Source organism: Verrucomicrobiota bacterium (genome assembly GCA_039192515.1).
Classification (GTDB): Bacteria; Verrucomicrobiota; Verrucomicrobiia; order Methylacidiphilales; family JBCCWR01; genus JBCCWR01.
Window position 1 is genome coordinate 1 of record JBCCXA010000011.1, and the last position, 26,965, is coordinate 26,965.

General features: G+C 42.2%; 22 protein-coding genes and 1 pseudogene. 14 read left to right on the forward strand and 9 right to left on the reverse strand.

What is annotated here, in order from left to right:
- Positions 1-99: pseudogene (locus AAGA18_06430) on the forward strand (integrase core domain-containing protein).
- 410 nt (positions 100-509) lie between these two features.
- On the opposite strand, the gene AAGA18_06435 reads toward AAGA18_06430, so the two are convergent.
- The 8 genes from AAGA18_06435 to AAGA18_06470 form a co-directional block, all read right to left on the reverse strand.
- The gene (locus AAGA18_06435) at positions 510-1,295 is read right to left on the reverse strand and encodes a tetratricopeptide repeat protein (protein MEM9444972.1); all 786 of its coding nucleotides are present in this window, start codon (positions 1,293-1,295) and stop codon (positions 510-512) included.
- A 149-nt stretch (positions 1,296-1,444) separates the two neighbouring features.
- Positions 1,445-4,978 (reverse strand): PEP/pyruvate-binding domain-containing protein, encoded by a 3,534-nt coding sequence (locus tag AAGA18_06440; protein ID MEM9444973.1) that lies wholly within the window; start codon positions 4,976-4,978, stop codon positions 1,445-1,447.
- Positions 4,965-6,596, reverse strand: a complete 1,632-nt coding sequence (locus AAGA18_06445) for a PQQ-binding-like beta-propeller repeat protein (GenBank protein ID MEM9444974.1) — start codon at positions 6,594-6,596, stop codon at positions 4,965-4,967. The genes AAGA18_06440 and AAGA18_06445 overlap by 14 nt, the downstream gene beginning before the upstream one ends.
- Positions 6,580-8,574 (reverse strand): VCBS repeat-containing protein, encoded by a 1,995-nt coding sequence (locus AAGA18_06450; GenBank protein MEM9444975.1) that lies wholly within the window; start codon positions 8,572-8,574, stop codon positions 6,580-6,582. The genes AAGA18_06445 and AAGA18_06450 overlap by 17 nt, the downstream gene beginning before the upstream one ends.
- A 9-nt stretch (positions 8,575-8,583) precedes the next feature.
- Positions 8,584-10,167 carry a chitobiase/beta-hexosaminidase C-terminal domain-containing protein gene (locus AAGA18_06455; GenBank protein MEM9444976.1) on the reverse strand — a complete coding sequence of 528 codons (1,584 nt, stop codon included), beginning with the start codon at positions 10,165-10,167 and terminating at the stop codon, positions 8,584-8,586.
- A 282-nt stretch (positions 10,168-10,449) separates the two neighbouring features.
- Positions 10,450-11,388 (reverse strand): hypothetical protein, encoded by a 939-nt coding sequence (locus AAGA18_06460; GenBank protein ID MEM9444977.1) that lies wholly within the window; start codon positions 11,386-11,388, stop codon positions 10,450-10,452.
- Between the two features lie 14 nt (positions 11,389-11,402).
- Entirely contained in the window at positions 11,403-12,698 is a 1,296-nt protein-coding gene (locus AAGA18_06465; GenBank protein ID MEM9444978.1) for an NAD(P)/FAD-dependent oxidoreductase, read from the reverse strand.
- Positions 12,699-12,944: 246 nt separating this feature from the next.
- Positions 12,945-13,409, reverse strand: a complete 465-nt coding sequence (locus tag AAGA18_06470; protein ID MEM9444979.1) for a flavodoxin domain-containing protein — start codon at positions 13,407-13,409, stop codon at positions 12,945-12,947.
- A gap of 360 nt (positions 13,410-13,769) precedes the next feature.
- On the opposite strand from AAGA18_06470, the gene AAGA18_06475 reads away from it, so the two are divergent.
- The 9 genes from AAGA18_06475 to AAGA18_06515 all read left to right on the forward strand — a co-directional run bounded on the left by AAGA18_06475 (position 13,770) and on the right by AAGA18_06515 (position 20,569).
- Positions 13,770-14,396, forward strand: a complete 627-nt coding sequence (locus AAGA18_06475; protein MEM9444980.1) for a phosphoribosylanthranilate isomerase — start codon at positions 13,770-13,772, stop codon at positions 14,394-14,396.
- On the forward strand, positions 14,381-15,586 hold the full coding sequence (gene trpB, locus AAGA18_06480) for a tryptophan synthase subunit beta (protein ID MEM9444981.1): 1,206 nt from the start codon (positions 14,381-14,383) through the stop codon (positions 15,584-15,586). The genes AAGA18_06475 and trpB overlap by 16 nt, the downstream gene beginning before the upstream one ends.
- On the forward strand, positions 15,583-16,473 hold the full coding sequence (locus AAGA18_06485; GenBank protein MEM9444982.1) for a YicC/YloC family endoribonuclease: 891 nt from the start codon (positions 15,583-15,585) through the stop codon (positions 16,471-16,473). The genes trpB and AAGA18_06485 overlap by 4 nt, the downstream gene beginning before the upstream one ends.
- Before the next feature lie 49 nt (positions 16,474-16,522).
- A complete protein-coding gene (gmk, locus tag AAGA18_06490; GenBank protein MEM9444983.1) occupies positions 16,523-17,149 on the forward strand; it encodes a guanylate kinase in 627 nt (208 codons plus the stop codon).
- Between the two features lie 9 nt (positions 17,150-17,158).
- Positions 17,159-17,704, forward strand: a complete 546-nt coding sequence (locus AAGA18_06495; protein MEM9444984.1) for a flavoprotein — start codon at positions 17,159-17,161, stop codon at positions 17,702-17,704.
- 22 nt (positions 17,705-17,726) lie between these two features.
- The gene (locus tag AAGA18_06500) at positions 17,727-18,257 is read left to right on the forward strand and encodes an isochorismatase family protein (GenBank protein MEM9444985.1); all 531 of its coding nucleotides are present in this window, start codon (positions 17,727-17,729) and stop codon (positions 18,255-18,257) included.
- 212 nt (positions 18,258-18,469) lie between these two features.
- Positions 18,470-19,021: an FHA domain-containing protein gene (locus tag AAGA18_06505; protein ID MEM9444986.1), complete on the forward strand. Its 552-nt coding sequence runs from the start codon at positions 18,470-18,472 to the stop codon at positions 19,019-19,021.
- Between the two features lie 62 nt (positions 19,022-19,083).
- A complete protein-coding gene (locus AAGA18_06510; GenBank protein ID MEM9444987.1) occupies positions 19,084-19,848 on the forward strand; it encodes a septal ring lytic transglycosylase RlpA family protein in 765 nt (254 codons plus the stop codon).
- 58 nt (positions 19,849-19,906) lie between these two features.
- The gene (locus AAGA18_06515) at positions 19,907-20,569 is read left to right on the forward strand and encodes an HAD-IA family hydrolase (protein ID MEM9444988.1); all 663 of its coding nucleotides are present in this window, start codon (positions 19,907-19,909) and stop codon (positions 20,567-20,569) included.
- Here AAGA18_06515 and cofH read toward each other — a convergent pair.
- Positions 20,531-22,624, reverse strand: a complete 2,094-nt coding sequence (cofH, locus tag AAGA18_06520; GenBank protein MEM9444989.1) for a 5-amino-6-(D-ribitylamino)uracil--L-tyrosine 4-hydroxyphenyl transferase CofH — start codon at positions 22,622-22,624, stop codon at positions 20,531-20,533. The two genes, AAGA18_06515 and cofH, sit on opposite strands and share 39 nt — an antisense overlap.
- 118 nt (positions 22,625-22,742) lie before the next feature.
- Between cofH and AAGA18_06525 the strand changes: the two genes are divergently transcribed.
- Genes AAGA18_06525 through AAGA18_06540 form a run of 4 tightly spaced genes read left to right on the forward strand, consistent with a single transcriptional unit; the run spans position 22,743 to position 26,848 of the window.
- Positions 22,743-23,750, forward strand: a complete 1,008-nt coding sequence (locus tag AAGA18_06525; GenBank protein ID MEM9444990.1) for a peptidyl-prolyl cis-trans isomerase — start codon at positions 22,743-22,745, stop codon at positions 23,748-23,750.
- 33 nt (positions 23,751-23,783) lie between these two features.
- Entirely contained in the window at positions 23,784-24,116 is a 333-nt protein-coding gene (locus AAGA18_06530) for a hypothetical protein (protein ID MEM9444991.1), read from the forward strand.
- 30 nt (positions 24,117-24,146) lie between these two features.
- Positions 24,147-24,749 carry a LemA family protein gene (locus AAGA18_06535; GenBank protein ID MEM9444992.1) on the forward strand — a complete coding sequence of 201 codons (603 nt, stop codon included), beginning with the start codon at positions 24,147-24,149 and terminating at the stop codon, positions 24,747-24,749.
- Between the two features lie 20 nt (positions 24,750-24,769).
- On the forward strand, positions 24,770-26,848 hold the full coding sequence (locus AAGA18_06540) for a M48 family metallopeptidase (GenBank protein MEM9444993.1): 2,079 nt from the start codon (positions 24,770-24,772) through the stop codon (positions 26,846-26,848).
- Positions 26,849-26,965: the final 117 nt, after the last annotated feature.

The window sequence follows — 26,965 nt, forward strand, 5'->3', positions numbered from 1 at the left end:
AATATGACAGAAGCCAAAGTAGTGCTTGAAGACTATCGAAGAGAATATAACACCTATCGTCCTCACAGCTCATTGAATTATCTAACCCCACAAGAATTTTCCAATCGCCAAGGTTCTGTTCCGTTACGGACTATGTCCTTCGCTCCACAGAACCTTGACAAACAACCTAAACCATTAATGATTAACAGAAATACTAACATTCTATCTGGTCCAAATTAAGAACTCCGGTCACTTACGATACAGTCTCCTAGAATGATAACCTTTTGACAGCTATGACCATGGTCTATTCTATTTGACTTCTCTTGCAACCATGAGCAATGCGTCTGTTTTTTGTTCTTGTGATGCTGCGTATCAAAAAAGTCTTCTAGGCTTAATGTTCCCAAAACTTAGAATGCGTTTGGCTCAACTTCTATAACAAAAACCGGGTTTCAAGAGAAAATGCTCTCAATAAGTTGGAGTGCTGCGGGATGTAAGCTGTAAGATTGATTAGGGTTTTAAAGGGCTGTTTTCTACTTATTTGGTTCATCTTTATCAGATGGATTGATGAGAATATTCATTTTGTTCAAGCCAAGGGAATCAAGTTCATCATCAATTTGAGCAGGGACTTCTTCTTGTGTTTCTGTTAGTTCTGAAGTTATCCACTCGAGTTCGACTAGGGAGTCCGCCATCGTCCTATGGATGCTGGGTGGGTAAATTCCTGCAGCGGAATTGAAATAGCCCTTGGCTTTATCCTTGTTCCCTTCATGGTAGTATTTGGCGGAGTTAGCATAGTAGTAGAAGGAGCTTTGAGCAGAAGGCACCGCATTCTCTAAGGCCTTGCTGACATAAACTTTATTATCGCTTATAAGATGGCAAAGGAATAATTTTAATTTCAATAAATCGTCCACTTCCTTAGCTATGGGGGAGGCACTGAATTTTTGAAATTGAATAATTGCTTTATCATAGTCTTTCTTGAGAAAGTAGCATTCACCTATGTTGAATGCGGCAACGAGTTCTGAGTCAGGTCTAAGCGATACTAGTTTCTCATAAGAAGCTATTGCTTTATCATAAAAGATAGGATCGTCTTTTCCCATTCTAGTGAGAGTGGCTCCTTTGAGGTCATAGGCAGTTGCATGATTGGGGGCGATTCCTATAGCTTGATTCAAAGTCTCTAATGCACTAGAGAAGTTTTGTTTCCGTATGTCTTGACGCGCTTGCTGGATAAGTCTATCTGCTTGGTTGCTCGCTAGCACATCATGATTAAGGAATTGTGATAATAAGCTTAATATAAAAAAGAGCCATGCTGTTGTTCTCATAGCTGATGATTATCGAAAAATAATCGAGTCGTGCAAGCCTTACGAGTATTTTAGGGAAAGATCTCTGGTGAGTCTGGAATCTGTGGATGACAGCTGCAGGCTAAACAAGTTTGACTCTTTCAAGGCAACCGATGCCTTGTGGCATTCATTTAGGGAACTCGAAGCAACGCTTTGGCTATAAACATAGCTGGCAAATAGAAAAGGAGATAGATGCCTAACCATCCTATGTCCCAATTCAGAAGCGGCAGTTTGAAGAAACTCGCCTTCTTTAGCGGCCTTGGGTAGTTGATTTGTAGTGATAGAAGCTGAGGTGAGACATCTGTAAACAAGTTAGGCATAGGTGGTGCACTTTGACCAAAAACTAGATTAAAATCAAAGGTCTCCTCGCTGCCTATTCTTAGGGAAATAGGATAAATCCCAAGAGCTGTTTCAGGTATATGGATAAGCCAACTCAATTTTTGGGGAGGAATATCTGTCCTTAAATAATTATCTAGACTGGAAACTAGAGCTAAGCGTGCATGATCTGCTGCACTTTGAACTTCCCAGGGTAAATCAGATAGGTCACTGGCTTCGGCCCATTCACGAGAGAGTTCTTCTAATTCACTCCGAATAGGTGGTAGACTTTGAGATATTTTAGAATTTAAAGCAAGGGGCTCAGGCACTTGCATTTGGATTGGCTCCAGAAAATCTCCATCGACTTCCGCCACGACACTGACCATACGCCCCGGATTCGCGTTCCAAGACAGAGGATCGACACGAACGGGAAACCACATGAACAATATGATCATGGGCCCTAAAATAAATGCTAGAGGAACCATAGATGCTTTGAGAATACGGCTCGTGGTAGGCGCCGCTAGACTTTCAAGTTCTTTACGCTTAGCGCTATTTTGAGGCAAGGTTGCTGCTTTTTTCCGTAAACGTGTTGACCGTTCTTTCGCCTCCAAAATTCTCGCATTATCTGTAAACAGCTTTTGCATGAAGATGGGTAAAAAGCCGAAGAAAATAGCAATCAATCCAACTGAGCCAATCATACCAAATTGACGAATTAGTGGCCATAACAGCCCGTCATAAAAAGAAAAGATGGGTTCCTTAAACCATGTTGGCGGTAGCAAGAAAAACGCCAATAGCACAACTGTCCAAAATAACCCAATTATGACACCCCACTTGTTTATATGGGCTTCTTTAATGCTAAGGGGAGGTGGTTTGAGAGAATTTAAGGAATCGTTGTCAAAGCTTAGTTTTGACTCATCATCTCTCCATATAAATCCGGCATTGGCATCTAGCGTAATGCTCTCTCCTTCTTTTAAAATCTCAGTAGCTCCATCTAAAATCACGGCTGGAAGTCCTATCTCACGAGCAACTACTGCACCATGTGAAAGGGATCCACCTCGCTCCATGACCAGTCCTGAAGCTCGGGTGAAAAGGGGGGTCCAGGATGGGTCTGTAGAGGGGCAAACTAATATTCCACCATCCACAAAGTTATCTGCTTTACGAGGTTCTTTTACAATATTAGCGACTCCGCTAACAAATCCTGTGGATAGAGAAAAGGCCTTTAGTGTATCGCCCTCAGCTCTCTTGATTGGGGAGCCTAAGGAGCGTATATCTTCAGAATCAATTACATGTGGCAATACGATTCTTTTTTCTGCCTTATACTGCAAACGCCGTTTAGAAATTTTATCTAGTGGTACGAATCCCGACTTGAGTGATTTTAGCATTTCATCTGCTTGAAGATGAAACACATCATTACCAATTTGCAGCCTTTGGCCGAATTCGAGAGCGGTTCGCCTAAGCTGGGCATATGCAAGCATGAAATAAAATTTACCGTCTTCACGAAATCGCAAATACCTCTGTGCAAGTTCTGTCGCTTCGCGTATTTTTGCGATTTCGGAGTTTTTAAGTTCTTGGGCCATTTTTTCCAAAGCTGCTTCAGAGGCCTTTAAGCGAGTTTTATGGGTGGTGGCAATGTCCTGGGCTTGTATTGTCTTGAGTATTTCAGGTGTCTCAATCCAACGAGGAGAGGCGAGTTCGAATTCTGAGGTAGCTCGATGACCGTATAGTCCAAGCCATGTTTGATCATCTAAACGATCTCGGTCTATACTAGCCTGCAGTGTTTTGTCCAACTCCTTGCTAACTGAAAGTGAGGCAAGGAGCTTGTCGATATCATCTCGCCAAGCGTAAGCTTCTAGTTGCTGCTTTAGTTTATCAACGGCAACCGCCTCCACCATACTTGGTAGGAACGCCGAAGGGCCGAAATAGTTGAGTACTTTGTCAGTTTGTCTTTCCCATGTCTTGATCAGATCCTGATCATTGAATGCGGAAAGGTTTTTACCAGCTTCTTGATGAGCCCATTGAGTTATTTCCGGAACAAATATTTGATCAAAATCTTTATCCAAGTGCCCTGCCATTTGATCAATGTTTAAAAAGGCCTTATTTGCTAGCTTTGCAGCGATACTCAGTTCCTTTAGATTGCCAACAGGCTTACTTGGAGGTTGCTGAGCTGCATTTGGATTTTCTCTTAATAGGCTGGTGTCATAAGCAAAGGGATAATTTTTAGCAAACATTTCTGCCATGAGGGAGCAGTCCATATAAATTTCCCCGCAAATACGCCTCAGAAAACTTCTGTCTTCAACGATAGGACCAGGCTTAAAACCCAACTGTTGATACATCTTTCCAAAGCCACCATTACCAGACATGTATGGAGCGATGATGGACCATGTTAGAGTTGTGGGGTGTGGCAATGTTTCACCCAGGTTATGACGAACCCAGGGGCCTCTTTTTTCATCAATTTCATTGGCTAGGTCTTGCTTTGTTGAAGATAAAATTTCATTAAAGGCATCTATCCCATCTAAGGTAGTAATCGCCCGTGATTGCAAGAGGTAAACTCTGTTCGCCTCAATGGCCCATTCTACATCCTGTGGTCCGCCAAAAAATGTCTCAGCCTGAATACCTAATTGATGTAAATCTTTGAGGTGATTGAAATTCAGACAAGCTCGCTCTCTGATGAGTTCTTCGACAGGTGAGGGTGTGGAATTTCCCGGATAGATAGCTTCTTTCTTACAGGCAACATGATAGGAAAGAACTTCCAAGGCGCTTTTTTTAATTCTTACTACATCAGGCTGAACTTCACCGGATACCAAAGATTCTCCTAAGCCCCAGACGGCTTCTAGAATCATGACATCCCGATCACCGCATTTAGGATCCACTGTAAATAAAACTCCGGAGGTCTCGGATTTAACCTGTTTTTGAACTATAACAGCCATAGCAACTTGGTTGATATCAATGCCTTGCTCCGCCAGGTAAGCTTGTGTCCGCTCTGTTTTAAGGCTATTCCAACAATCTTCAATAGCGCATAAAATCTCTTGAGGGCTTTTGAGATTTAAGAAAGTTTCATATTGTCCCGCCATGGAGGCATCACCCCAATCTTCGGCACTCGCGGATGAGCGAACGGCATACAGCTCGTCTACGCCAAGTCTTTCAATAGCTGAAACAATTTCTTCTGACAGCGTTGCTGTCAACTTAGAACCCGAACAAGCCTGATAGGCTTCGATGGTAACCACAAAGCCATCAGGAACAGGAAGCCCCCATTGTAGCATCTTTGCAAGATTTAAAGCCTTCCCTCCTACCAAGTCTATGGAAGTATCCGCTTCTTTTAGGGGTAAGAGCAATAGTTTACTCGCCGACATAACAACGAAGTCCTCCCGTCTCACTGCCGACAAAAATTTTGCCGTGATAGATATAGGGTGAACTTATGGAGAGGCTTTGTTCGCCTGGCCGAGTCTTTTCGTTGATATAGATACGCTCTAGTATAGATCCATCTTCAAGTGAAAGAACAGCCATGTAGCCATCATTGCTAACGGCATACACTTTTCCATCTACAACAGAAGTTGCCGCTAACACAGGTGCTTTACCATTAATAGACGTAGACCATAGCGTTTCCCCTGTTTCTGGATCCAAAGCTACAACTACACCTGAGGCAACGGGTGCTACAATTTTCTCAGCTGCAGCAACAGCGCCGAGGACCGCATCTGGCATTTCTGAGCTCCAAATAATTTCTCCGCTTTTCTTATCGAGGGCCATGATAATTCCGGCCGGATCAGGAGCCCTAAAAACAAAGTCTCCGTTACCACCGCAAATTAAAACCCGATCTCCCGATAGGGTAACAGCAGCAGTAATAGGGTAAGGTGCGGGTGTCTTCCAAAGTTCACGTTCAGCTGCGGAAAGTTGAGGGGCTGTTTTCATAGCAACAACCGCTTTTCCATTCATCCCACTTCCAATATAAAGAACGCCATCACTAAATACTGGAGAACTCTCTGGGTCAATAACATCGTGCTCCCAAAGCACCTCACCTGTTTCAATTTTCACTGCCATGACATAACCCGGATGGCTAATGGGTTTTTTGGTGGTAGGGTCCTCGATGGCGCCTGCTCCAACGTAAACAACGCCATCTTCTATTACTGGCGAACTTTCAATATGTAGTTCAGTCTGCACTGTCCAATGAACACGGCCATCGGCCGCATTTAGGCAAATAAGATTACAATTGGTATCAGGATGTAGACCTTGACCTATTATAACATATTGCCCATCTGCAGTTAGGGCAGGTGAACTGAAAAAGCCTATGAGCTCTTCACCTTTAATTTCATCCACCGACCAAATAGTTTTTCCAGTCATCGCATCAAGGCAAAAGATAATACCGTAGCTATTGGGAGGATCTAATTCACAAGAGGCGGCATAAACCCTGTTATTCATGACTGCGGGGCTGGAAAGCATAAGGGCGGTGTCAACGCGTTGCACTGAACCATCAAGGTCAGTCCAGCTTGGGTAATAGGACCATAATAGAGAAAGGGAGCCATCTGGTGATGAACCTTCAGCTCCTAAGCGTGAGGGACTTCCACGAAAAATAAATGGAGAATTCCGAGATAGCGAGCTATCTAGAGGCGTTTTGACAGGCTGTGGTGCTACCAAGTTGCCTTTTGTTTTAGCTTCAATTCTAGCCAAGGCAATTGAAGTCCAGTCAACATAGATGCCACCATGTCCACCTGCGTTTGTAGTAACAAGGGAACGCCCGCGGCCGGTGTTATTTGCATGGGGTGCCGGCCAGAGTATAAAAAGGGTTGTAATAGCGCCTATAACAACTAGGACAATAATGGGAATGATAGGTTTGTTCATGCAAGCCTTAAAAAGAGCTTTGGGTTTAAATAATAATGCAAAAAATGTCGCAAGACTTGCCGCGAATGCAGGCGCTAATGCTGCTCCTGCGTTAACAAAAATGGGAACCACTCCCAGATCACCATACAGCATCATCTGCCTCCTGATCACTTCTTTGGGCCACTATGGAAACCCGAGTTTCGTTGCTTAAATCGACAGTCGATTCGAATAAATAGCCATCTGCATAGGTTACTTTTAATTTATAAACACCGGGAATCCGAACCGCCAAACAAACGTTATCTGGACTTGCACATCCTGTAGTCAAATTAACACCAATGTCTTTACGAATAACTACCTCATCCTTTGAATTCAATAACCGCACCCTAGCACCTATTACACCTTTGGGTCCTAAAACCCTAACAGAACAAAGCCTTACATTCATCAGGCGGCTTTCATCCTTTTTCATTAAGTCCGTTTTAACTCGCATGGACAAGGTATCATTCTCAATCAAGTAAATCTTGCCCTCACTGTTTCCAATCAAGATATCTGGAACCCCATCATCCGTTATATCGCCCAAGGCTAAGGAACGGCCACCACTCCCGTGAGCAGGACCTTTGAATAGTGGTTTATCATCTACATGTACTTTTGAAAGCATGTAGGATCCATAACCACGGTTGATGATATAGCGGTTTTCCTTTTGTTGATCACTAACGGTATAAATGTCCATATATCCATCTATGTTGAGATCTGCATAAGCTGTGGCTAAGTGATAGTCGGAACCTTCGCTTATCTCATTTCCATACATACTGATGTCCGTTGGAACGTCATCTATGTTAGTAGCAATGATCCAATCTTTCTCGACGGGTATAATGAGATCCATTTTATCGGTATCATAAGTTGGCATGAATACTCCAGCACCAGTTTGACCGTAAGTGTCTAAGCCAGTACGGAATAGGTAAGCAATGTCGTGTTCCTGTGCCTCATACAATCCAGTTTGATTTTGAACAAACAAAAGTCCTTGTCCTTCGGCATAAAATAAATCAGTTCGTAAATCACCATCCCAATCTCCAACACTTATATAACCATTACCCTTTGCAGGCAGGCCCAAATGATCAGGAACTATGACAAAAGGTTTCTGAGCATCTGCGGGATTTAGAAAGACTCGTAATCCATTGCCTTCAAAACTCGCTATGATATCTGGATAGCCATCCTGATTTAGTTCTACAAAAGAAGCTGCTTTCAGTTTTCCAAACTTAGAAAAATCAAGAGAAGGGCCCTTCTCTAATTTAAATTTCTCGGAAAATACTCCTCGATAGAAAGTATTGCCTAGCAAAAGATCGTTCAGGCCATCACAATCAAAGTCTGCAAAAGAAAGGCTCGCACTTTTGGTATCGATCCCATACTCCTTGGTAAAGTCAGTGAAGACCATAGGCTCTACTTGGATAAATAGACGGTCGCCTCCTAGAGAGGCTGCAGCAATGTCCTCCAAACCATCTCCATTGATATCAAAAATCCCGATTCCTTCAACAGATTGCTCTAGATCGGCAATGAGGATATCAGGTTTAAATTTCACATAAGCCTTGCGTGGATAGAAATCTGTATTTAGTGCCATTTCACGAAGCATCTGGATCAGTTGAGAACTCATTCCATTAAAGATTCCTGCAAGTGTATTGACTTTATTCCCCTGTGAATCAGATTCCATTTCCTGTTCAATACCCAGAGTAAAAACACCAGGAGCAGTTACTTCACCCACGAGGAACTCATCTAAGTAAAAACGCACTTGTCGACTTGAGCGACGTTTACTAGGTCTTCCTGCAAAAACAGGGAAGGAGTTGCCTTTTACTAAGCGTCCTTGGCTATGGCGAGACTCTACTTGATTTGCTAGGGAACCGGTAAAGATTACCTCGATTGTTTCTCCTACAGGCGTAGGGCCTTTTATCGTTTCCGTAACCTTAAAGCTTGCCTTTGATTCTTTGGTATCGACGGATGTTACTTCAAGAACAAGGACATTATCATATTTGCTGAAGTAAACGTCCGGCTGTAAAGCAGGGTTTATAACTGCATGGGTCTTGGGCGCTACAAGATATAAAACTAAGCAAATATGAAGGGGTATGAGGGATTTTCTTAGGGACATTCTGAACTACTACTCAATCACATATGTGGTGGTGTAAGTAGGGCTAAAACCAACACCTTTTTTATAAGCACGCACAGTTAGTTTACTTGTTTCCGTCAAGCTAAACGGGCTTGTATAAGTTGGGGAGCTGGCATCGGGTAAGCTGCCATCTGTCGTGTATTTGATCTGAGCTCCAGGCACTTTACTTTGGATTTCTACCTCTACAGAGTCATTGAAAATCTTGGCAATTGGGGTCTTTATCTGCTCTTTACCCTCTCCTACTTTTTTCATTTGGGTGTTTTCAGGAATTGCTTTTAATTGAAAGGGTTCATATTCACTTAGGTGTTTGTTCATAGATTTTATGGCCATTTCGGTCATTCCCCATTCTGACTTTTGATCACCGCGCTTATGGTAATAGGAATTTGGATCTGCTTTCATTTTCGAAATCAGGTCTTTGCGATTACTTGAAGCGTTATGGTTACCATATGTTATGTTTTCCCACTTGCTAGCGATCTTAGGATCAGATAACCCTATGCCGCCTTTTGCCAAGTAATCAAAGTGCACGCCATTTAGCTTCACATCACCGCCTAATTGCAACATGATGCCTTTGCGACCAGAGGCTTTTTCATCTTTTTGCCCCATAGGACGACCCTGGCCGTCTTTGATTTCTGGATTAGACGTAACGGAAGTAATCACAAGTCTAGCCTTTTCGGGATCCTTAGAGTAGACACGAATGAACGAACCCAACGCTGTATAGAGTCCTGTAGTGCCTGGCTTCCTGTTATTAGCAAAACCCAAGTAGAGATAAGCATCTTCGGTTAATGGGCGTTCCGGTGAACCAGCTTGCAGAACACCATTGCGGTAGACATTAACGTTGTAAACAGATTTCCCATTTGCATTAATCATGGTAGCAAGAGCTCCACCTGATTGGATTTCTAGAATTCCTCCATCGAATACTTCAAAGGCTCCTTTGTTAGTGGCACCGCTGTAACGAAAATCACCACTTATAATGACTTTGCCATGCTGCAGCATCACTTCATCACTTACGCCAACGTTGCTAAGGAATTCGACAGATTTGGTCCCTATTTTAGATACCTGAAATTTGTGTGCGATTCGAGAGTTGCATCGCTTGTCGATGCCTAACTTATTGGTTACGTGGTGATATATCCGGCCGTTGCCAGCAAACTTCGATTCCTCAATGTTAAAATAAGTATCTTTGTCACCACGGATGGATACATTGCTAATCCAGCCTCCATCCTTGACATCCACATTTCCCCATACCTCTATGGCATTACGTGACCCAGCGGCAAGCTCAGCGTTTTCCTCAATCGTAACATGCCTTACCTGATCCTGGCGCGTCGCACTAACAATGTAATAACGATCGGCGGCTGGTAGAATAATATCTGTTTCGCGATCAGGTGCTTTTTTCGCTGGCTTGCCATTTTCAAGCCAATTTTGGGGAGATTTTAAGGCTCCCTTTTTGCCAGGTTTGGCCCAAACAAGTTGACGACCTTTAGACCATTCCTCTAATTGCCAGAGTGGTTTAGAGGCTAATACCGTAGAATGAAGAAAAAGTAGTATGAATAGGCAATTTATATCTAAGCGGATCATCATAAAGCTAGCTTTTGCCGATAGTATTGTCAAATATTTTGATGTTACCAAAAGCACTGAATTTGATATTTTGGTTTGGTGAGTTGCCGCCCAGCAATAACCCAAGGCTATGTCTTAAGATAAAGCCCTTATCTAACTAATAGGGACAGTAAAGAAGTTCTAACAAGAGAATGCTCTCCATTCAGCCCTAGTGTTGAGATATCTAACCTCATCGAGAGGAGGCGGGTGTTGATCGAGCAAATTACAGATGATTACCAACGCTATGACAATGGCGTTGGCAAAATCTTAGGCTTGAGACTGGTAAATTTTGTTAAGGTCCTCTATCCAACTAGTAGTTCTACGATCTTTCATATTTAATGCCGGAACCAATACAGTATGAAAGGAGTTGCACTTCCCAAAGATATTTAATGCATAGGGTGTGGTTATCTCATTAAGGGGTCTGCAGAGCGTTGCTTTATGAGTCAGCTTTGTGTCTAAAAGCACGCTAAGGCCCTTTGCTTCAATAGTAGCGTACTGAGATAGTTCTTGTGTTTCAAAAAAGTCGATTGTTTCGCAATGGCGCATAGCTGGGGATATAGATTGCATCTGCAAAGGTATATTTTTTTCTTTCGCTTTACGCATTAACAATGGCAAAGATACAGGGTCTATGCTAAGGGATTCGCACTCTTTGACCTTTTTACAGTAGGTTGATTTTTTTGAAGCTACTTTGTCAAGGTGTGCTTTAGATGATTGACTGGTACACGAGCTTTTTGTGCAATGATCAGGGCTTTCATCTATTAGGTTTATTATCCACTGATGAAAGTGGTCTAGGTCTGATTCTGTCGACAAACACAGTTTCAAAAAGCCTCTTTGTTGCAGATCATAAAATTGGATACTAAGAACAAGTCTATTTGAGATGGTTTCTTCTGCAACCCATATGCTAGAGATAGATTGAGGATTAAAAATATGATAACCATCGACTTCCAATATGGAGCTTTTTTCTCGGTGGAAGTAAGTTTCAGAATAAATTCGCTTTGTAATAACGGGGCCGCTCGAATAGATGGCTAACAGTGGACCAAAACCGTTGAGGTGCTCAAATAGTTCAAAGCGATTTCCTTTCAATTCGAGTGTAAAGTTATTGCCATCATGTTCTTTCGCTTCGGGAAAATAATAGGCTAGGCCTAAATAAGATTCTCTTTTTAAGCCAAGCTCTATCTTTTTGTTTCCGAATTGAATAGAATGCATGATATGTGACTTCTTTAATGATTAGCGGAGAAGGCCTCTTGGGGTTGATGAAGATTTGTAATAATACGGGCGCCGCGTTGATATTGAACGTAGGAATAAAACCATTGAACCAAAACCATCACTCGGTTTCTAAAACCTATCAAGAAAAGTAAGTGGACAAGCAGCCATAGGAGCCAAGCGAGTAGGCCAGAGAACTTTAGAGGTCCGATGGCAGCAATGGCTTTAGATCTTCCTATAGTAGCCATGCTTCCTTTGTCAAAATAAACAAAGGATTTTCTTTTAGTTTGGGGGGCTTTGGAAATTTCGGTAGAAATGATATCAGCTACAAATTGCCCCATCTGAATAGCACCAGGAGAGACTCCTGGTACTCTTTGACCTTCTGCATCTGTGAGCGTGACAATATCTCCAATAGCAAAGACATCTGGAAATTCTGGGAGTGAGCAATCCGGCTCCACGAGAATACGTCCTCCTCTGTCTAGCTTGACACCCAATTCTTGAGTTAACTTTGGTGCCTGAACCCCTGCTGCCCAGATGATATTCTCCGCTTCGAGAGTCTCCTTTTCGAGGAAAACTTTCTTTTCTTGGATGTCTTTGACAGGGCAATTTGTTTTTACTTCAACACCTAGATTTTCAAGAGCCTGCTTTGCTTTTTCTGGAAGAGGGTCTGGGAAAGTACCTAGTATTTTGGGGGAAGCTTCGATCAGAATGACTTTTGATTCCTTGACATCAACATGTTGAAAATCTTTCGCTAGTACGTGATGGGCTAATTCCATAAGTGCACCCGCCATTTCGACGCCCGTAGGTCCTCCCCCAACTACTACGCTAGTCATCAGCCTTTTGTGCATGGATTCATCTGCCGTCATTTCAGCTTTTTCGTAAGCATAGAGGACATTTTTTCTGATGCTGGTAGCGTCGTTTAGAGATTTTAGACCAATTGCATGTTTTCCCCAATGATCATTACCGAAATAGCTAGTAACACCGCCAAGAGCAATAATAAGGTAATCATAGGTTAGGGTGTTATATTTTAGTTCTATTTTTTTTTCCTTTAAGTCTATCCCAATAACTTCATCCATGATTACCGTAGTGTTTTTTTGGCCAGATAAATTTGAACGGATCGGTTTGGCGATCTCTGTTTGAGAAAGCCCAGCAGTTGCTACTTGGTAGAGTAGAGGTTGAAATAGATGATAATTATTTCTATCCACCAGAGTGATTTTGACACCACTCTTTGCTAGCCTGTTAGCACAAGCCAGACCACCAAATCCACCGCCCAAGATGAGGACATGAGGTACATTGCTACTTTTTTGAATCATGATTACATTCGGGAGTTAGGAATAGAAATTACCAAGAATGTGTGAATAACTAAGTCCTAACAGATTAGGCATCCTAGACTAATTTTTCTTTACAGCGCATACTTATAAATCTCTCAGTGTCAGCTTACCTTTCTATGAATGAGGTTCTAATGCTTACTCAGACAAAGCGGTCAAAGCTACAGTTTCAGTTAGCCGCCATATCAGCACATCCCTAGGCTTTTGTGGCCAACTGTTAATCTCGTGAGCTTAGGCTTCTTGAAGAACATTACTCTTGAGAATTTTGATGACCTTTTCTATCCAGATGGGATATTGCTCCTGTTCGTCCATGTCACAGTCAACACGCTCGATCATTCTACGACCCCCGTGTCTTTCAAAATGCTCATCCAAATCCTTACCGTGTTTACAGAAATGTTCATAAGAAGAATCCCCAAGTGCAAAAGTGGCAAATCTTAAGTCTGATAAGCCAAGAGGATCTTGAGAAGTCAGTGCCTCATAAAAATCCAGGCAATCATCCGGTGGTTCGCCCTCGCCCCAGGTGCTCGCAATAATGAGCACATCCTGCTCTGACTTCAAATTTTCTAAATTGTAGTCACTCAAATCCACATCTGTTGTTTCAATACCAGCTTCAGTTAAATCATCAGCTGCTCTTCCGCCCAATTCCGCTGCCGCACCCATTTGAGATGCGTACAGTACTGTTGTTTTTCTATTCATATCTTTTTAATAATTGTTTTAGACAAGATTATTTTAAGTAAGATAACAGTCAACTAAAATTATGAGAATGAGTCTCATTAACACGCTTGATATGGAGGCATCTTATTTGCCAGAAAATTGGGGATTTAACTGTCTCTTTTGATTTTCTAGTGAAATCAGAAAGAGAGGAGGCGGAAATGAAATTTCGATTGATTGAATTTCCTCTTTTTACAGCTTCTGGCTGATGGAGAGGTCAGGGTGTGAATTTACCTCGGACTAAAGGGTGGATGGTGGTACCGGACAGCGTTTGATGGGTAGAGAAGTCGTTTTAAGTGGAGATTTTGGCTAGTGCCATTATGCTGTTTGTTTTAAATGAGTGGTATGAGGCCAAGAATAAAGATCTGTGGGATGACGAATAAGAGGGATGCAGCTAAAGCTGTCGATTTAGGCGTTGATGCGGTAGGTTTTATATTGTATTCCAAAAGCCCTCGATACATTAATCCGCAAGATGCGATCGAAATAGCGAAGGCTTTGCCACCATTTATCCACCGCGTTGTCGTAGTGGTAAATATGAGTCTAGAAAGTATAACGGAACTTGATAAATCCGGCTCATTTGACGTGATTCAATTACATGGGGACGAACAGCCCTCCTATTGCAAGCAGTTAGCATCCCAAACGAGCTCTCATTTAGTGAAAGCTTTAGGGCTACCCGGGAAAGAGGGAAGATCATTGCATGAGTATGAGATAGACGCCTTTTTATTGGATAAATCAAGTGCTAAGTATGGAGGAACCGGACAAGTGTTCAATTGGGATTTGGCAAAGGCTTTTATGGCACAAACGGACAAACCGTGTATCTTAGCAGGTGGTCTTAGTTGTCTGAATATAAAAAAGGCCATATCAGAGGTTCAACCCTATGCGGTAGATGTTTGTAGTGGAGTGGAGCTAGAGCCAGGTCTAAAAGATCATAATAAAATGAAAGAGTTTGTGGAAATATGTCAGCAGTCTTAAGAGAAGTAGGGGTTTTGCCTAACAAGCAGGGTTACTTTGGTCAATTTGGAGGCATGTATGTGCCAGAAACCCTGATGTTCCCACTTAAAGAACTAGAGAAAGCCTACCTTGAAGCAAAGGAGGATGCTGATTTTAATAGTGAGTTGCTCTCGATGCAGAAAGATTTTACAGGCAGACCAACGCCTCTCTACTTTGCTGAGCGCTTCACCGAGCACTGTGGTGGGGCACAAATTTATCTGAAACGCGAAGATCTCTTACATACTGGCGCACATAAAATAAATAATGCTCTGGGGCAGGTTCTCTTAGCGGTCCGCATGGGTAAAAAGCGTGTGATAGCAGAAACTGGTGCAGGCCAGCATGGGGTAGCTACGGCTACGGTAGCAGCAAGGTTTGGCCTAGAATGTGTTGTTTATATGGGCGAAGTGGATATGCAGCGCCAAGCGCTTAATGTAGCTCGTATGCGTTTTTTGGGGGCTAAAGTCGTAGCTGTAAAAGCAGGTCAAAGAACTCTGAAGGAGGCAGTTAATGAGGCTATGCGTGACTGGGTTACCAATGTTCGTCATACGCATTATGTGTTAGGAACTGCCTATGGTTCCCATCCCTATCCGATGATGGTGAGGAATTTTCATCGCATCATTGGTGATGAAGCTCGTCAACAAATTTTAGATAAAGCAGGTAAGTTACCTGATGTCTTGGTGGCGTGTGTTGGTGGGGGCAGTAACGCGATCGGATTATTTTATGCCTTTTTAGAGGATAAACAAGTCAAGATGGTGGGTGTGGAAGCGGGGGGCGAAGGCATTGAAGAGGGTAAGCATGCAGCACGTTTTGCCGGTGGAAGTTTAGGTGTGTTACAAGGGACTCGTGCTTATATTCTACAAGATGAGCATGGACAGATTCAGTTAACACACTCGGTTTCAGCAGGCTTGGATTATGCTGCAGTTGGACCAGAGCACTGCTATTTGAAAGATATTGGTCGGGCTGACTATGCTTATGCAACGGATGCAGAAGCGCTTGACGCGTTTCAAAAATTATCCTCGCTTGAGGGTATTATTCCTGCTCTAGAGACCTCTCATGCAGTGGCGTATGCTTTAAAGGTTGTGCCGAAAATGGATAAGGATAGTGTAGTTATCATTAACTTATCAGGGCGTGGCGATAAGGATGTAGATCAAGCAGCCAAGTTTCTTCTATGAATAGTATGACAGGTTACGGCGTTGCCGAATCAAAAAGCTTTGTGGGTAACTATAGGATTCGGGTTGAAGTCTCCTCTATTAATAGTCGCAAGGGACTTGATGTCGTGATTAATATACCGCGTCTTCTATTGGCCATTGAACGCAGCTTTCGAGATTTTTTAGATAAAAACTTGCGTCGAGGTAGAGTTATCTTGAACGTGACATTGGAGGAATGCCAAGGCAATTCAAGGGGTAGCGTCATCATTGATGAAGAGCTTCTAGAAGACTATCGGGAGCAAATCAAAAAAGTCGAAAAAAAGCTGAAGCTAGGTCCAGATGATCCAGGTATAGAGTTTTTTCTTACTCTTCCAGGTGTGGTCAAAACGTTGGAGAAGGAAGCTTCGCTAGACTTGATTGAGAAAGAGACCCGGGCGCTTTTTCAAATAGCTTTTAATCGGTTGATAAAGGCAAGGCAGCGTGAAGGAGCTTTTCTTTGTAGGGAGCTACAGAAGACAGTTGTTGCCTTACAAAAAGAAGTAAAAGAGCTCGAAATTTATGCTCCTCAGGTTACGGATCGCGCTCGTAAGAGTATGCGGCAACGCTTGAAGGAAGCAGAGCTCGATATTAAGGTGGACGATGAACGGCTGGTTAAGGAAATCGCATTCTTTGCAGATCGTAGCGACATTACCGAAGAGCTAACTCGTTTTAAAGGCCATCTAGCTGAGCTTAAGCGCATGTTGAAAGATAAGACAACCATAGGGAGGAGCTTAGATTTTATGCTTCAAGAAATGGGACGAGAGGTCAATACTATTGGAAGTAAGTCTAACAATGGCTTTGTCTCACACAAAACTGTAGCACTCAAGACCGAGTTAGAGAAGATTCGCGAGCAGGCTCAGAATTTTGAATAAGTCACTGAGTCGCGGATAGGGATCATAAGCATATATAGTGCTAAATAGTATGGAGAGTCGTAACGGAATTCTATTTGTTGTTTCTGCCCCCTCGGGGGCGGGTAAGTCTACGCTTTGTTATAACCTAAGGCATACACCCGAGTTTGTTTTCTCAGTTTCCTGCACCACAAGAGAATCACGTCCAGGAGAGGTTGATGGTGAGGATTACTTCTTTATTAGCCGTAAGGAGTTTCAAAGGCGTATTGAAGAAGGTAAGTTTTTAGAATATGCCAAGGTTCATGGCAATTATTATGGGACTTTGAGATCTGAGGTGGTGCAACACCTCAAAGTCGGCCATGATGTAATGTTGGATGTAGATGTGGTGGGTGCTCGGACATTAAGGGGTTTAGAAGACCCATTCATCCAGCAAGCGCTCATAGATGTTTTTATATTACCTCCTAGTTTGGAAGTATTGGAAAAGCGTTTGAGGAAACGAGGAACAGAGTCAGATGAGCAAATTCAAACCAGGCTAGAAAATGCGGCTAAAGAGATGCCTTTTTGGCATGGTTACCGATACACTATAGTGAGCGGTTCGGTTGAAGAAGATCTACAGAAGTTCCGTGCTATCATGAGGGCTGAGCGCTGTGCAAGTCATCGTCTACTAAGCCGAGAAGATGGATATCCACAATTTCAATAGTTTATCGTTATGGAGAATACACGTATTTTATTGGGAGTTACCGGGTCTATTGCATCTTTTAAAGCAGTAGAATTAGCGAGCCAATTGACTCAGCAAGGTTTTGAGATAGATGTCATTATGACTGAGGGTGCCTTGAATTTTGTCAGGCCTTTGAGTTTTGGTGCGATTACAAAGCGGCCCGTTTATACAAACTTATGGGATGAAGATCCCGGTGCGGGAACCACCCATATTGAGTTAGCGGATCAGGCTGATCTCGTTTTATTGGCTCCTGTCACAGCACACTTATTAGCGCAAATGGCTCAAGGCCTAGCGCCTGATCTTTTGACCTCTATCTTATTAGCTGCAAAGTCTAAAGTCATCGCTTGCCCTGCCATGAACGGTAAGATGTGGGAACACCCTGCTACAGTAGCCAATGTTGAGATTCTCAAGTCTAGAGGCGTTATAATTTTTGAACCTGAGGCTGGCATGCTAGCTTGCGGATATGAAGGCAGCGGGCGGCTACCTTCTGTAGATGATATCGTAAGCTTGGTGAAAAAGGAATTGGCTGGGTCATAAGGTTTAGCTAGATACTAGTCCTATGGATTGGCGTATGAAGCAGGACGATGTTGCAGTTCTTATAATAGATATGCAGGAAAAACTGATGCCTTCAATCTATGAATTTGAGCTGTTAGAGAAGAAAGGGGTTCAGCTTGTATCATGTGCTGGTAAATTGAATCTGCCTGTATGCTTTACCGAGCAATATCCCAAAGGTCTCGGAAAAACCTTGCCCAACATCATTCAACTTGCTCCTGAAGCACCCGTATTAGAAAAAACACGTTTCTCGGCAGACTGTTCCTTAGATGTTGTATCAGCCAGACATATAGTTCTTGCCGGCGTAGAAGCTCATATTTGTGTGCGTCAGACGGTTTATGACCTCAAGCGTAGCGGAAGAGTCGTGCATGTCTTAGCAGATGCTGTTGGCTCTCGTGAACCTTTAGCGAAAGAAGTTGCAATGCGCGAAATGCAAGCCGACGGTGTGTTATTTACAACGCTGGAAGGTTTTCTCTTCGAGCTTCTGCAAGATTCTCAGCACCCAAAATTCAAAAATATCTCTAAAATCCTTAAATAGGGAAAAAAATACCAATTTTTGTCATTTGCCTAAGCAAGAAAACTTATGTAGATGTCTTTTCGCAACTATTTGGTTTATAGGAAGTTATATAAGACTAATATCCAATTATTTACTTATTAGAAGACATTTATTTCTTCTGATATCAGTTGATTATTAAGACTCTTACGACAATATTAATTTATCGGGAATGGACCCGAAATAGGATTATGATTATGAATGACAAGTTGCTGCTTAGCGAGAAGACGATGAGGCTTCATATACCCGCCAACGTTAATAGAAGAGGGGAATCTAGGGATAAGATATCGCATCATCTTAGCAGTCACTCCGGTGCTGATAACAAAAACAACCAGACTATCAAATTAGGTTATTTTGAATTTAAAAATCTAAAACCATGGCTGGAAATAAATTTATTTGATGAACCTAGCTATGTAGAATTGGCAACAGGTTGTTATATTTTGGGTCGTATGGAAGAAAATGACAAGTCAGCAAATATTAGTTTGACGAATATTTCTATCCCGGATTTAAGTGTTTCTCGCATGCACTGTAAGATTGAAGTTGCGAATAATGGAATTCGCATTTCCGACCTAAATTCTACAAACGGTGGATCGATCATTCGGAAAACGGGTGAATTTATCAACCTCAAGGCTCGCAAAAATATTCCTCTCTTAGAGGGAGATAGCATCACTCTAGGGGCAGTGTCATGCCAAATGTCCATGCTAGGGCCCAATCCCTCAAAGCCTTATTCAGTTTTGGGTAGGATTTGAATAAGAGCTTTATTTTTCCTAATTGAGCGGAGTCAAGGATTTAGGTTTTCTAAAAAGAAGAGGTGGCTAATCTAAGGGAGATGTGGATTAAGTCGTTTCCAGAAAAATTGAGTCTCAATTTTCTTAAAATTGGAGCAGGCTATATGCTTCTAGGTCTTGTCGTAGTAGCTTGTTTGTTTAGTGCTTGCGCTAGTAATCGAACAGAAGGCAACTTAGTAGCTTCTTGGTATGGTGAGCCTTTTCATGGAAGGCAAACGGCTTCAGGTGAAATTTATAACATGCATGGTTATACTGCTGCACATAAAACAGCAGATTTTGGGACTATTATGTTAGTTCAAAATCCTCAGAATGGACGCTCTGTTAAGGTTACCGTGACGGATAGGGGGCCTTTCGTTCATGGCAGAGATTTGGATTTATCACTGGGAGCGGCAAAGAAGCTGGATATGGTAGAGCAAGGAGTAATCTCCGTTTATGTTCAGGTTGTGGGATACGATGATCGTTATGCGACTTACATTAAAGGCGGTCGAGTTACTCCGGTTGCTGAGGGGGGTGGTCAGACTTCAGATCCGATTTTGCAAACTGGAGGGTATTTAGGCACTGCGACTTATACCATTCAGGTAGGGTCATTTCGTCAGGCAGATAATGCGAACCGTTTGAAAGCTGACTTAGAGAGGTCTTATAATAATGTTCGAATGGAACAAGCAACTGTTCAAGGGGCTCGCTATTATCGAGTCAAGGTGGGGAGTTTCGAGAACCCTTCTCAAGCTGGTGCAACACTGCAATCGCTTATAGATAGAGGTATTTCTGGGAAAGTGCTCCAAGACTAGCAGCAGTTCATTTCTTTTCTTGCCCGCTTAACTGAGAGTTGTTTTAATCCCGCGCATTATGGGGATAGAAATAGCGGCATTATTTGATTGGGATGGAGTGGTGATTGATTCTTCGCGGCATCATGAAGAAAGTTGGGAGCGCTTGGCAGATGAAGAAAAACGAGATTTACCTCCTGACCATTTTAAAAAAGGCTTTGGAATGAAGAACGAAGTCATTATACCACACATGTTAAAATGGACCCAGGATGGCGACGAAGTTAGGAGAATCTCACTTCGCAAGGAAGAGCTTTATCGTGAAGTGGTGTTGGAGTGGGGGATAGATCCTTTACCTGGTGTCAGGGAATGGTTAGAGATATTAAGGGCCGAAGAAATTTTATGTGTCATTGGATCTTCTACTCATCGACTTAATATAGAAACAGCACTTGATAAGCTTGGTTTGAGGCATTTTTTCCACGAATTAGTTACAGCGGAAGATGTTAGTCGTGGGAAGCCAGACCCTGAAGTCTTTCTAAGAGCTGCAGCAAAAGCGGCGCAGCCGGCAGAGCGCTGTGTGGTTTTTGAAGATGCGCATGTAGGCATAGATGCCGCAAAAGCTGCGAAAATGAAAGTGGTTGCTGTCGCAACGACTCACCCTGCTGCTGAATTAAGAGCTGCTGATCGTGTGGTAAGTAGACTAAATGAGTTAACCTTGAACGATTTGAGGAACTTGTTGAGTAGCTAGAGGGGTATGGGGAAATTGTCTAAGAGTTTGGTAGAGTGTGTTACGTTGCACTGGCAGCTTGCCACGCGCCCTTAATGAGGAAATGATCTCTTTTGCTAAAAATGCCTCACCATGTTTTCCCCCGGATTCTCGAGTAATAGATTCTTCAAATAAGGTTCCACCAAAGTCATTGCAGCCCCAATCTAATGAATCTAAGGCGAGTTCTTTGCCTAGTTTTACCCAGGATGTTTGAAGGTTGTCTATCAAGCCCGCAAAAAACAGTCTAGCTAATGGATAGAGCCTACGTGCTTTTTCGAGTGTGAGAAGGTGAAGGTTAGAGTCATAAGTGGTGGGTGAATGGCTAGATTGCCTCATGCGTCGACCAAGAGCATTCTTGTAAGGAACGAAGGTCAAGGGAATAAATTCGCTAAAGCCACCAGTCTCTTCTTGAATGGATTTAAGTATTTGAAAATGAGTTTCAATGTGTTGCCAGGTCTCAATGTGACCTATCATAATAGTAGCTGTGGAAGGCAATCCTAGTGTGTGGGCTGTTCGTATGATTTCTGTCCAAGTTTTTGAATCAAGCTTGTTACCTGAGATAACCTGACGAACTTCATCAACTAAAATTTCTGCCGCCGTGCCTGGGATAGAATTGAGCCCAGCCTCAAGGAACCTGGCTAAAATACTCTGATAGGGTAAACCAGTTTTGAGATGCAATGAATGAATCTCCATAGGTGAAAAAGCATGGATATGAAGATGGGGAAAGCAATTTCTAATCTTTTTGAGAAGGTCGGTGTAATAAGTAAAAGGGATGTCTGGATTAATGCCTCCTTGGATACATACTTCTGTTATTTGAGGTGTGAGATAAAGCCTCTGAATAATCTCATCAATGCTTCTGGTATAAGCATCTGAAGCGTTTTTAGTTCGTTGAAAACCGCAAAAGGAACATCCTACATTGCAAATATTCGTGAAATTTGCGTTACGATTAATGACAAAGGTCACGTGGTTGTTATGTAGCTTAAGATTAAGCTCTTGTGCTGCTTGAGTTAATTCCGGTATAGGTAGCGACCACAATTCAGACCTCTTCAAAGGTCGAGGAGTTTTAAGTTTTACTGTAGAATACAACTTTGGGTCGATCCAATTCTGAGATATATATTTTGGGTATATGGCAAGGCGTTCTCTTAGACTTCGGCCACTAGAATGTGCTAGAGATTCGTAATGACTAACTTGAGACCAGGGACTAGCTTGATTAACTTCATCGCGGTTCATTGATATTCCCCCGAGATCGTCAATGTAAGGGAGCAGCTCTGATAAATAAGGGTTAAGATTAGGAGGGATTTGGATGGGGACGTCTGGGCAGACATTCCTCCAATAACGGATAAGCTCAAGATATTCGCTTAAAGGAATCTGTACCTGGTCGATTTTTGAATCTTTATTGGGAATGTAGTTTTGGATAAGTATCTCTTGTAAGTGGTGGTATTGATCATAAAGATCGGCTAGCGCTTTAAGAGACCTTAGGCGTGAGGAATGAGATTCTCCAACACCGATTAAAATCCCTGAAGTAAAAGGTATAGATAATTTGCCTGCTTGACGAATGGTATCTAAGCGAGTCTTCGGGTTTTTTTGAGGTGCTACTTTTCTAAGATATTCAATATTTTCTAGCATAAGACCCATGGATGCGTGGTAGGGGCGAAGTCGTTTTAATTTATTAGCAGATAGCGCACCTAGGTTGCAGTGCGGTAATAATCCAGATCTAAGAGCCCTGGCAGCAACCGCGTTAGCAAAATCGATAAAATCTGAATGCCCTCTCTCCTTTAATGCTTCTTGAATATGAGGAAAGATAAATGGGTTCTCTCCTGAAATAATTAAAGCTTCTTTGGCTCCTTGAACTTTGGCTTGTTTCAATAGTAGTGAAATGTTTTCGTCTGATATCAAGCCTTCAGAACGGGTTCGAAAACCGCAATAACCGCATGACCATGGGCAGTCGTGGGTCAGGCAGAGTGTAACTGAGCTTGAATAAGTAAGGGGTGAATTTAGTTTCTCTACTTCGAACTGCTTTGTGATGTTAGAAACCATAACAACGTATCCTAAGCTACTCCCTTGATTCCATTAGTCAAACCAAGCGCAATTATTATCATTTTTTAGCTTCTGTATTGTCAAGAGAATGGAATGAGCTAGAACAAGGAGAATGAAAATGCATTTGATCATTTCTTGTATTGTCGTAGCGCTGATTGCCTCTTGTGCACCGACTGATCCCAGTCATCCTAAGTTTGTAGTCGCTAAGGGTCAAGGTATTGAAATTACTCGCGCTGAGCTAGACGGTGTCTTACAACCTCGTCTTGATCGTGTCCAACAGAGTGGTAGAGAAATTACGAATGACCAACTTTACAATATGCAGAAACAGGCCTTAGAGAGAATGATAACGGATCGACTTATCTATAACGAAGCTTCTAAACTAGGACTCGCGGCTGAAATCGAAAAGCAAGTGGAAGAACAGCTCACGAAAACACTTTCTAGATTCAAATCTGAGGAGGAAAAGCAAAGTTATTTTCAAAAAGCGAAGACTTCATTGGAGCAAATGAAGACTGTGCGGAAGAGTCAGGTAGCACGTCGCCTTGTTTATGAGAAAAAAGCTGAGGATGGTGTGACAGTGAAAGAGGAGGATGCCAAGGCATACTATGAGTCTACTAAGGATCGTTGGAATGTGCCTGAGAGAGTTCAGCTACTGGAAGTGATTTTGCGCCAAAGACCAGATGACGACGACGCAACAAAAGCTGGTGCAAAGAAATTAGCAGACGAGCTCGTAGCTCAAATGAAAGAAGGGAAAGATATCAAGGAATTGACCGAATACCTCAAGAAGAAGCAGGTTTTAGGTGGTAAAGCTTTTGCCAAGCGTTCAACTTATGCCAAGGGTAGAGTGGATAAGCAAATAGAGGAAGTTGTCTTTGCTTTGGAGCCTGAAGAGGTTAGCAAAATTGTTGAATCCAGAAGGGGATTGCATGCCTATAAGTTAGTTCAAAGATTCCCTGCTAGTGATAAATCTTATGAAGATGTAAGGGATAGGATCGTGAGTAATTTGGAAAGACGTGAGAAGGACAAGCAGAGACGCGAGTTACTTCAAAGCCTAAGGGAGTCTGCCGATGTTACGGTCTTGCTACCTGAAGCTGAGAAAGAAGAACCAGAGGAAAATAGCGATAGTTAATTCCAAATCTAAACAAGTGGGACTTACCGATCAGTGAATATATCCAAACAACTCGATTATCGTGTAAATAAAATCCTTCAAAAGCTTGAGCAAAGAGCTCTGCAAGCACCTGGACTTTACCCTATAAAGAGGGGTCAAGATTTTCTTTCTATTGTCACCCACGGTCTAGAGAAATACTTAAATCGCCCTCTTGGAATTAAGCTGGATGAATTGAAAATCTCTGACAAAATACTTGTTGTTGATTGGCTAGAGGATCTATGGCGTTGCCCTGAAAGAGCGATTCAGCTCAATGCGCAGTTTCTTATCGATAAAGGCAAAGGTCTCTCTAATAATAGCTTGTTATTTACACAAGAGATTACAGGATAGATAGCTGAAGCGGTTCTGCGTATTGAATTTATGATTATTGCCATTGCTTTTTTAGGGATTCTATTTTTTGTTGTTCTGATTGTCGCGATGTGGATGGTCGGTGTTTACAACAAGCTAGTGGCACTCCGAAACCGTTATAAAAATGCCTTTGCTCAAATTGATGTTCAGCTTAAAAGGCGTTATGATCTTATTCCTAATTTAGTAGAAACTGCTAAGGGCTATCTCAAGCATGAAAAAGAGACGCTTGAAGCAGTGATTTCGGCTAGAAATACTGCGGCAAGTGCCAACCAAAAGGCTGCGGCTAATCCAGCTGATAGCCAAGCGATAGCCGGATTAGCAGGGGCTGAGGGCGCTTTAACAGGTGCCCTAGGTCGATTGTTTGCAGTGGTTGAGGCATATCCTGACCTGAAGGCTAATCAAAATATGGCTCAGTTGACAGAAGAGATGACTTCTACGGAGAATAAGGTTTCCTTTGCCCGTCAGGCTTTTAATGATGCGGTCATGCTATACAACACTCAGTTAGAGCTGTTCCCCAACAACGTGATAGCTGGAATGTTTCAATTTACTTTAGCTCAAATGTTCGAAATTACGAATGATGAGGAACGTGAGGCTCCTAAAGTTTCTTTTGATTAAGGCTAGCTTAGGTTAGCATTATGGATTTTTTTGGTAAGCAAGACCAAGCTAAGAAAAATACTAAACGCTTAGGCCTTTATTTTTTTGGAGCAGTGGTTCTGACGGTCACTTCTGTTTACTTCATGGGCGTGGGTTTATTTTTGGTAGCTGTAAACGAAGATGTTAAAGCATTTTTTTTTCAAGGTGCAAATGATTCTGTTGATACAGTCTATCAGACTTTTTATGCATTCAGTGAGCCAATTTATGATGATTTAGTCTGGAGGGAGAAGGAGTATTGGATTTTGGATGCTGAGCTTTTCTTGCTTACTACTCTCTTCACGGGAATCATTATTTTTATTGGGAGCAGCTACAAAACGCACCAACTGTCTAAAGGAGGAGCCTATGTGGCCACTCTGCTGGGAGGAAGGCTTTTAAATCCTGAAACAGAGGATTTGGATGAAAAGAAGCTTCTTCACGTGGTGGAAGAGATGGCTATTGCTTCTGGTATGTCGACTCCACAAGTTTTCATTATGGATCGGGAAGTAGGAATTAATGCTTTTGCCGCCGGTTTTAATCCTAGTGACTCGGTTATTGGAGTTACCAGAGGTTCTTTAAAGGGACTTAGTCGAGACGAATTACAAGGTGTTATTGCCCATGAATTTAGTCATATTCTTAATGGAGATATGGCTATGAACATGCGCTTGGTTTCCCTTTCTTATGGGATTTTATTTATATCGATTATAGGTCGTTATCTTATGAGGATGCCTTTTTTTTGGCGAATGGATAGTAACCGTCATGATTATTCTTATGGTTCCATTACTCGAAATAGAAATGGCAAAGGTGGTGGTTTGTTGGTCATCGTTGCCTTCATGATGGTATGTGGTTTTTGTTTGTATCTGATAGGCAGTGTGGGTTACTTGATTAGTCAGCTATTACGCACTGCGGTTTCCAGGCAAAGGGAATTTTTGGCAGATGCTTCAGCCGTGCAATTTACTAGAAACAAAGAAGGTATACTAAGGGCGCTTCTAAAAATAGGGGGGTATCGAGAAGGCTCAAAAATCATTAACCCTTCGGCTAGTGAAGTGAGCCACTTTTTCTTTGGGAGTGGGTTATCTGGGTTTGATCAATGGTTTTCTACACATCCTCCCTTAAAAAAGAGAGTCGAAGCTATGGATCCAAATTTTCAAGGAATATTTCCAGAGTTTGATATGAAGGTGGCTGATTTGGAATTTAGCGATAATCAGGATAGTGCAATGGAAATGGTGAATAATTTTTGTTATGCGACCGCTGTTTCAGCTTCTGAATATATGAGGGATTTGGAAGAAAAAGAATTTACCCCTCATTTGTACTACGCGCAGGCAGTGCGCCAAGGAATGCCTCAGATCATTTATCGAGCTGCTCATGAGCCCTTTGGAGCTCGAGCACTCATCTATGGGGTTCTACTGGATTATGATGATCAGGTTCGAAGAGCGCAAATTGAGCAGTTAGAAAAAAAAGCGGATCCTGAGGTTGTAAAGGAGCTGCATCGATTATGGGAACACATCTGGAAACTTCCAGCAAACCATAAGATTCCTGTTATAGATATTTCCACGCCTGCTCTTCGCTTATTGAGTGCAGAACAGTACGAGACTTTTCGAAGCAATGTAAAGGCTTTAGTTCATATGGATCAGAAAATATCTTTATTCGAATTTGTTTTAGAGAAAATGTTGATTCAGCACTTGGATATCACTTTCAAGAGCCATAAAAAGAAAAAGACTAGGTATAATGCGCTGCTCCCCATCATAGATGAGTCCATGATTCTTCTTTCAACTTTAGCTCATATTAGCAGCGAAAACGCAGATGCAGCAGAAGCATTTCATAAAGGCTCGCATCAATTAAATTTAGCCGACGCTAGCTACAGTTTCTTACCTCAAGAAGAGTGTGGTCTGGCGGAGTTAGATGAGTCGCTAGATAAAATTTCTTATGCAAATATGGCCATTAAAAAGAATATTCTGTACGCTTGTTGTTTAATTGTCTTGGCAGATAATAAAATTGACATAAGAGAGGCAGAATTGTTACGAGCAATAGCGGATGTATTGGAATGTCCTATTCCCCCATTTGTTCTAGAAAAAAAGATGTAACTCATTTAATACAAAGAGTTTATATCTTTTTATTGAACACTCTGCTGAAATCGATACAATATTAACCCTGAAAGGAGTTTAGGGTTTACGAAGCCGGAGCCTTTGGGGAATCCATTA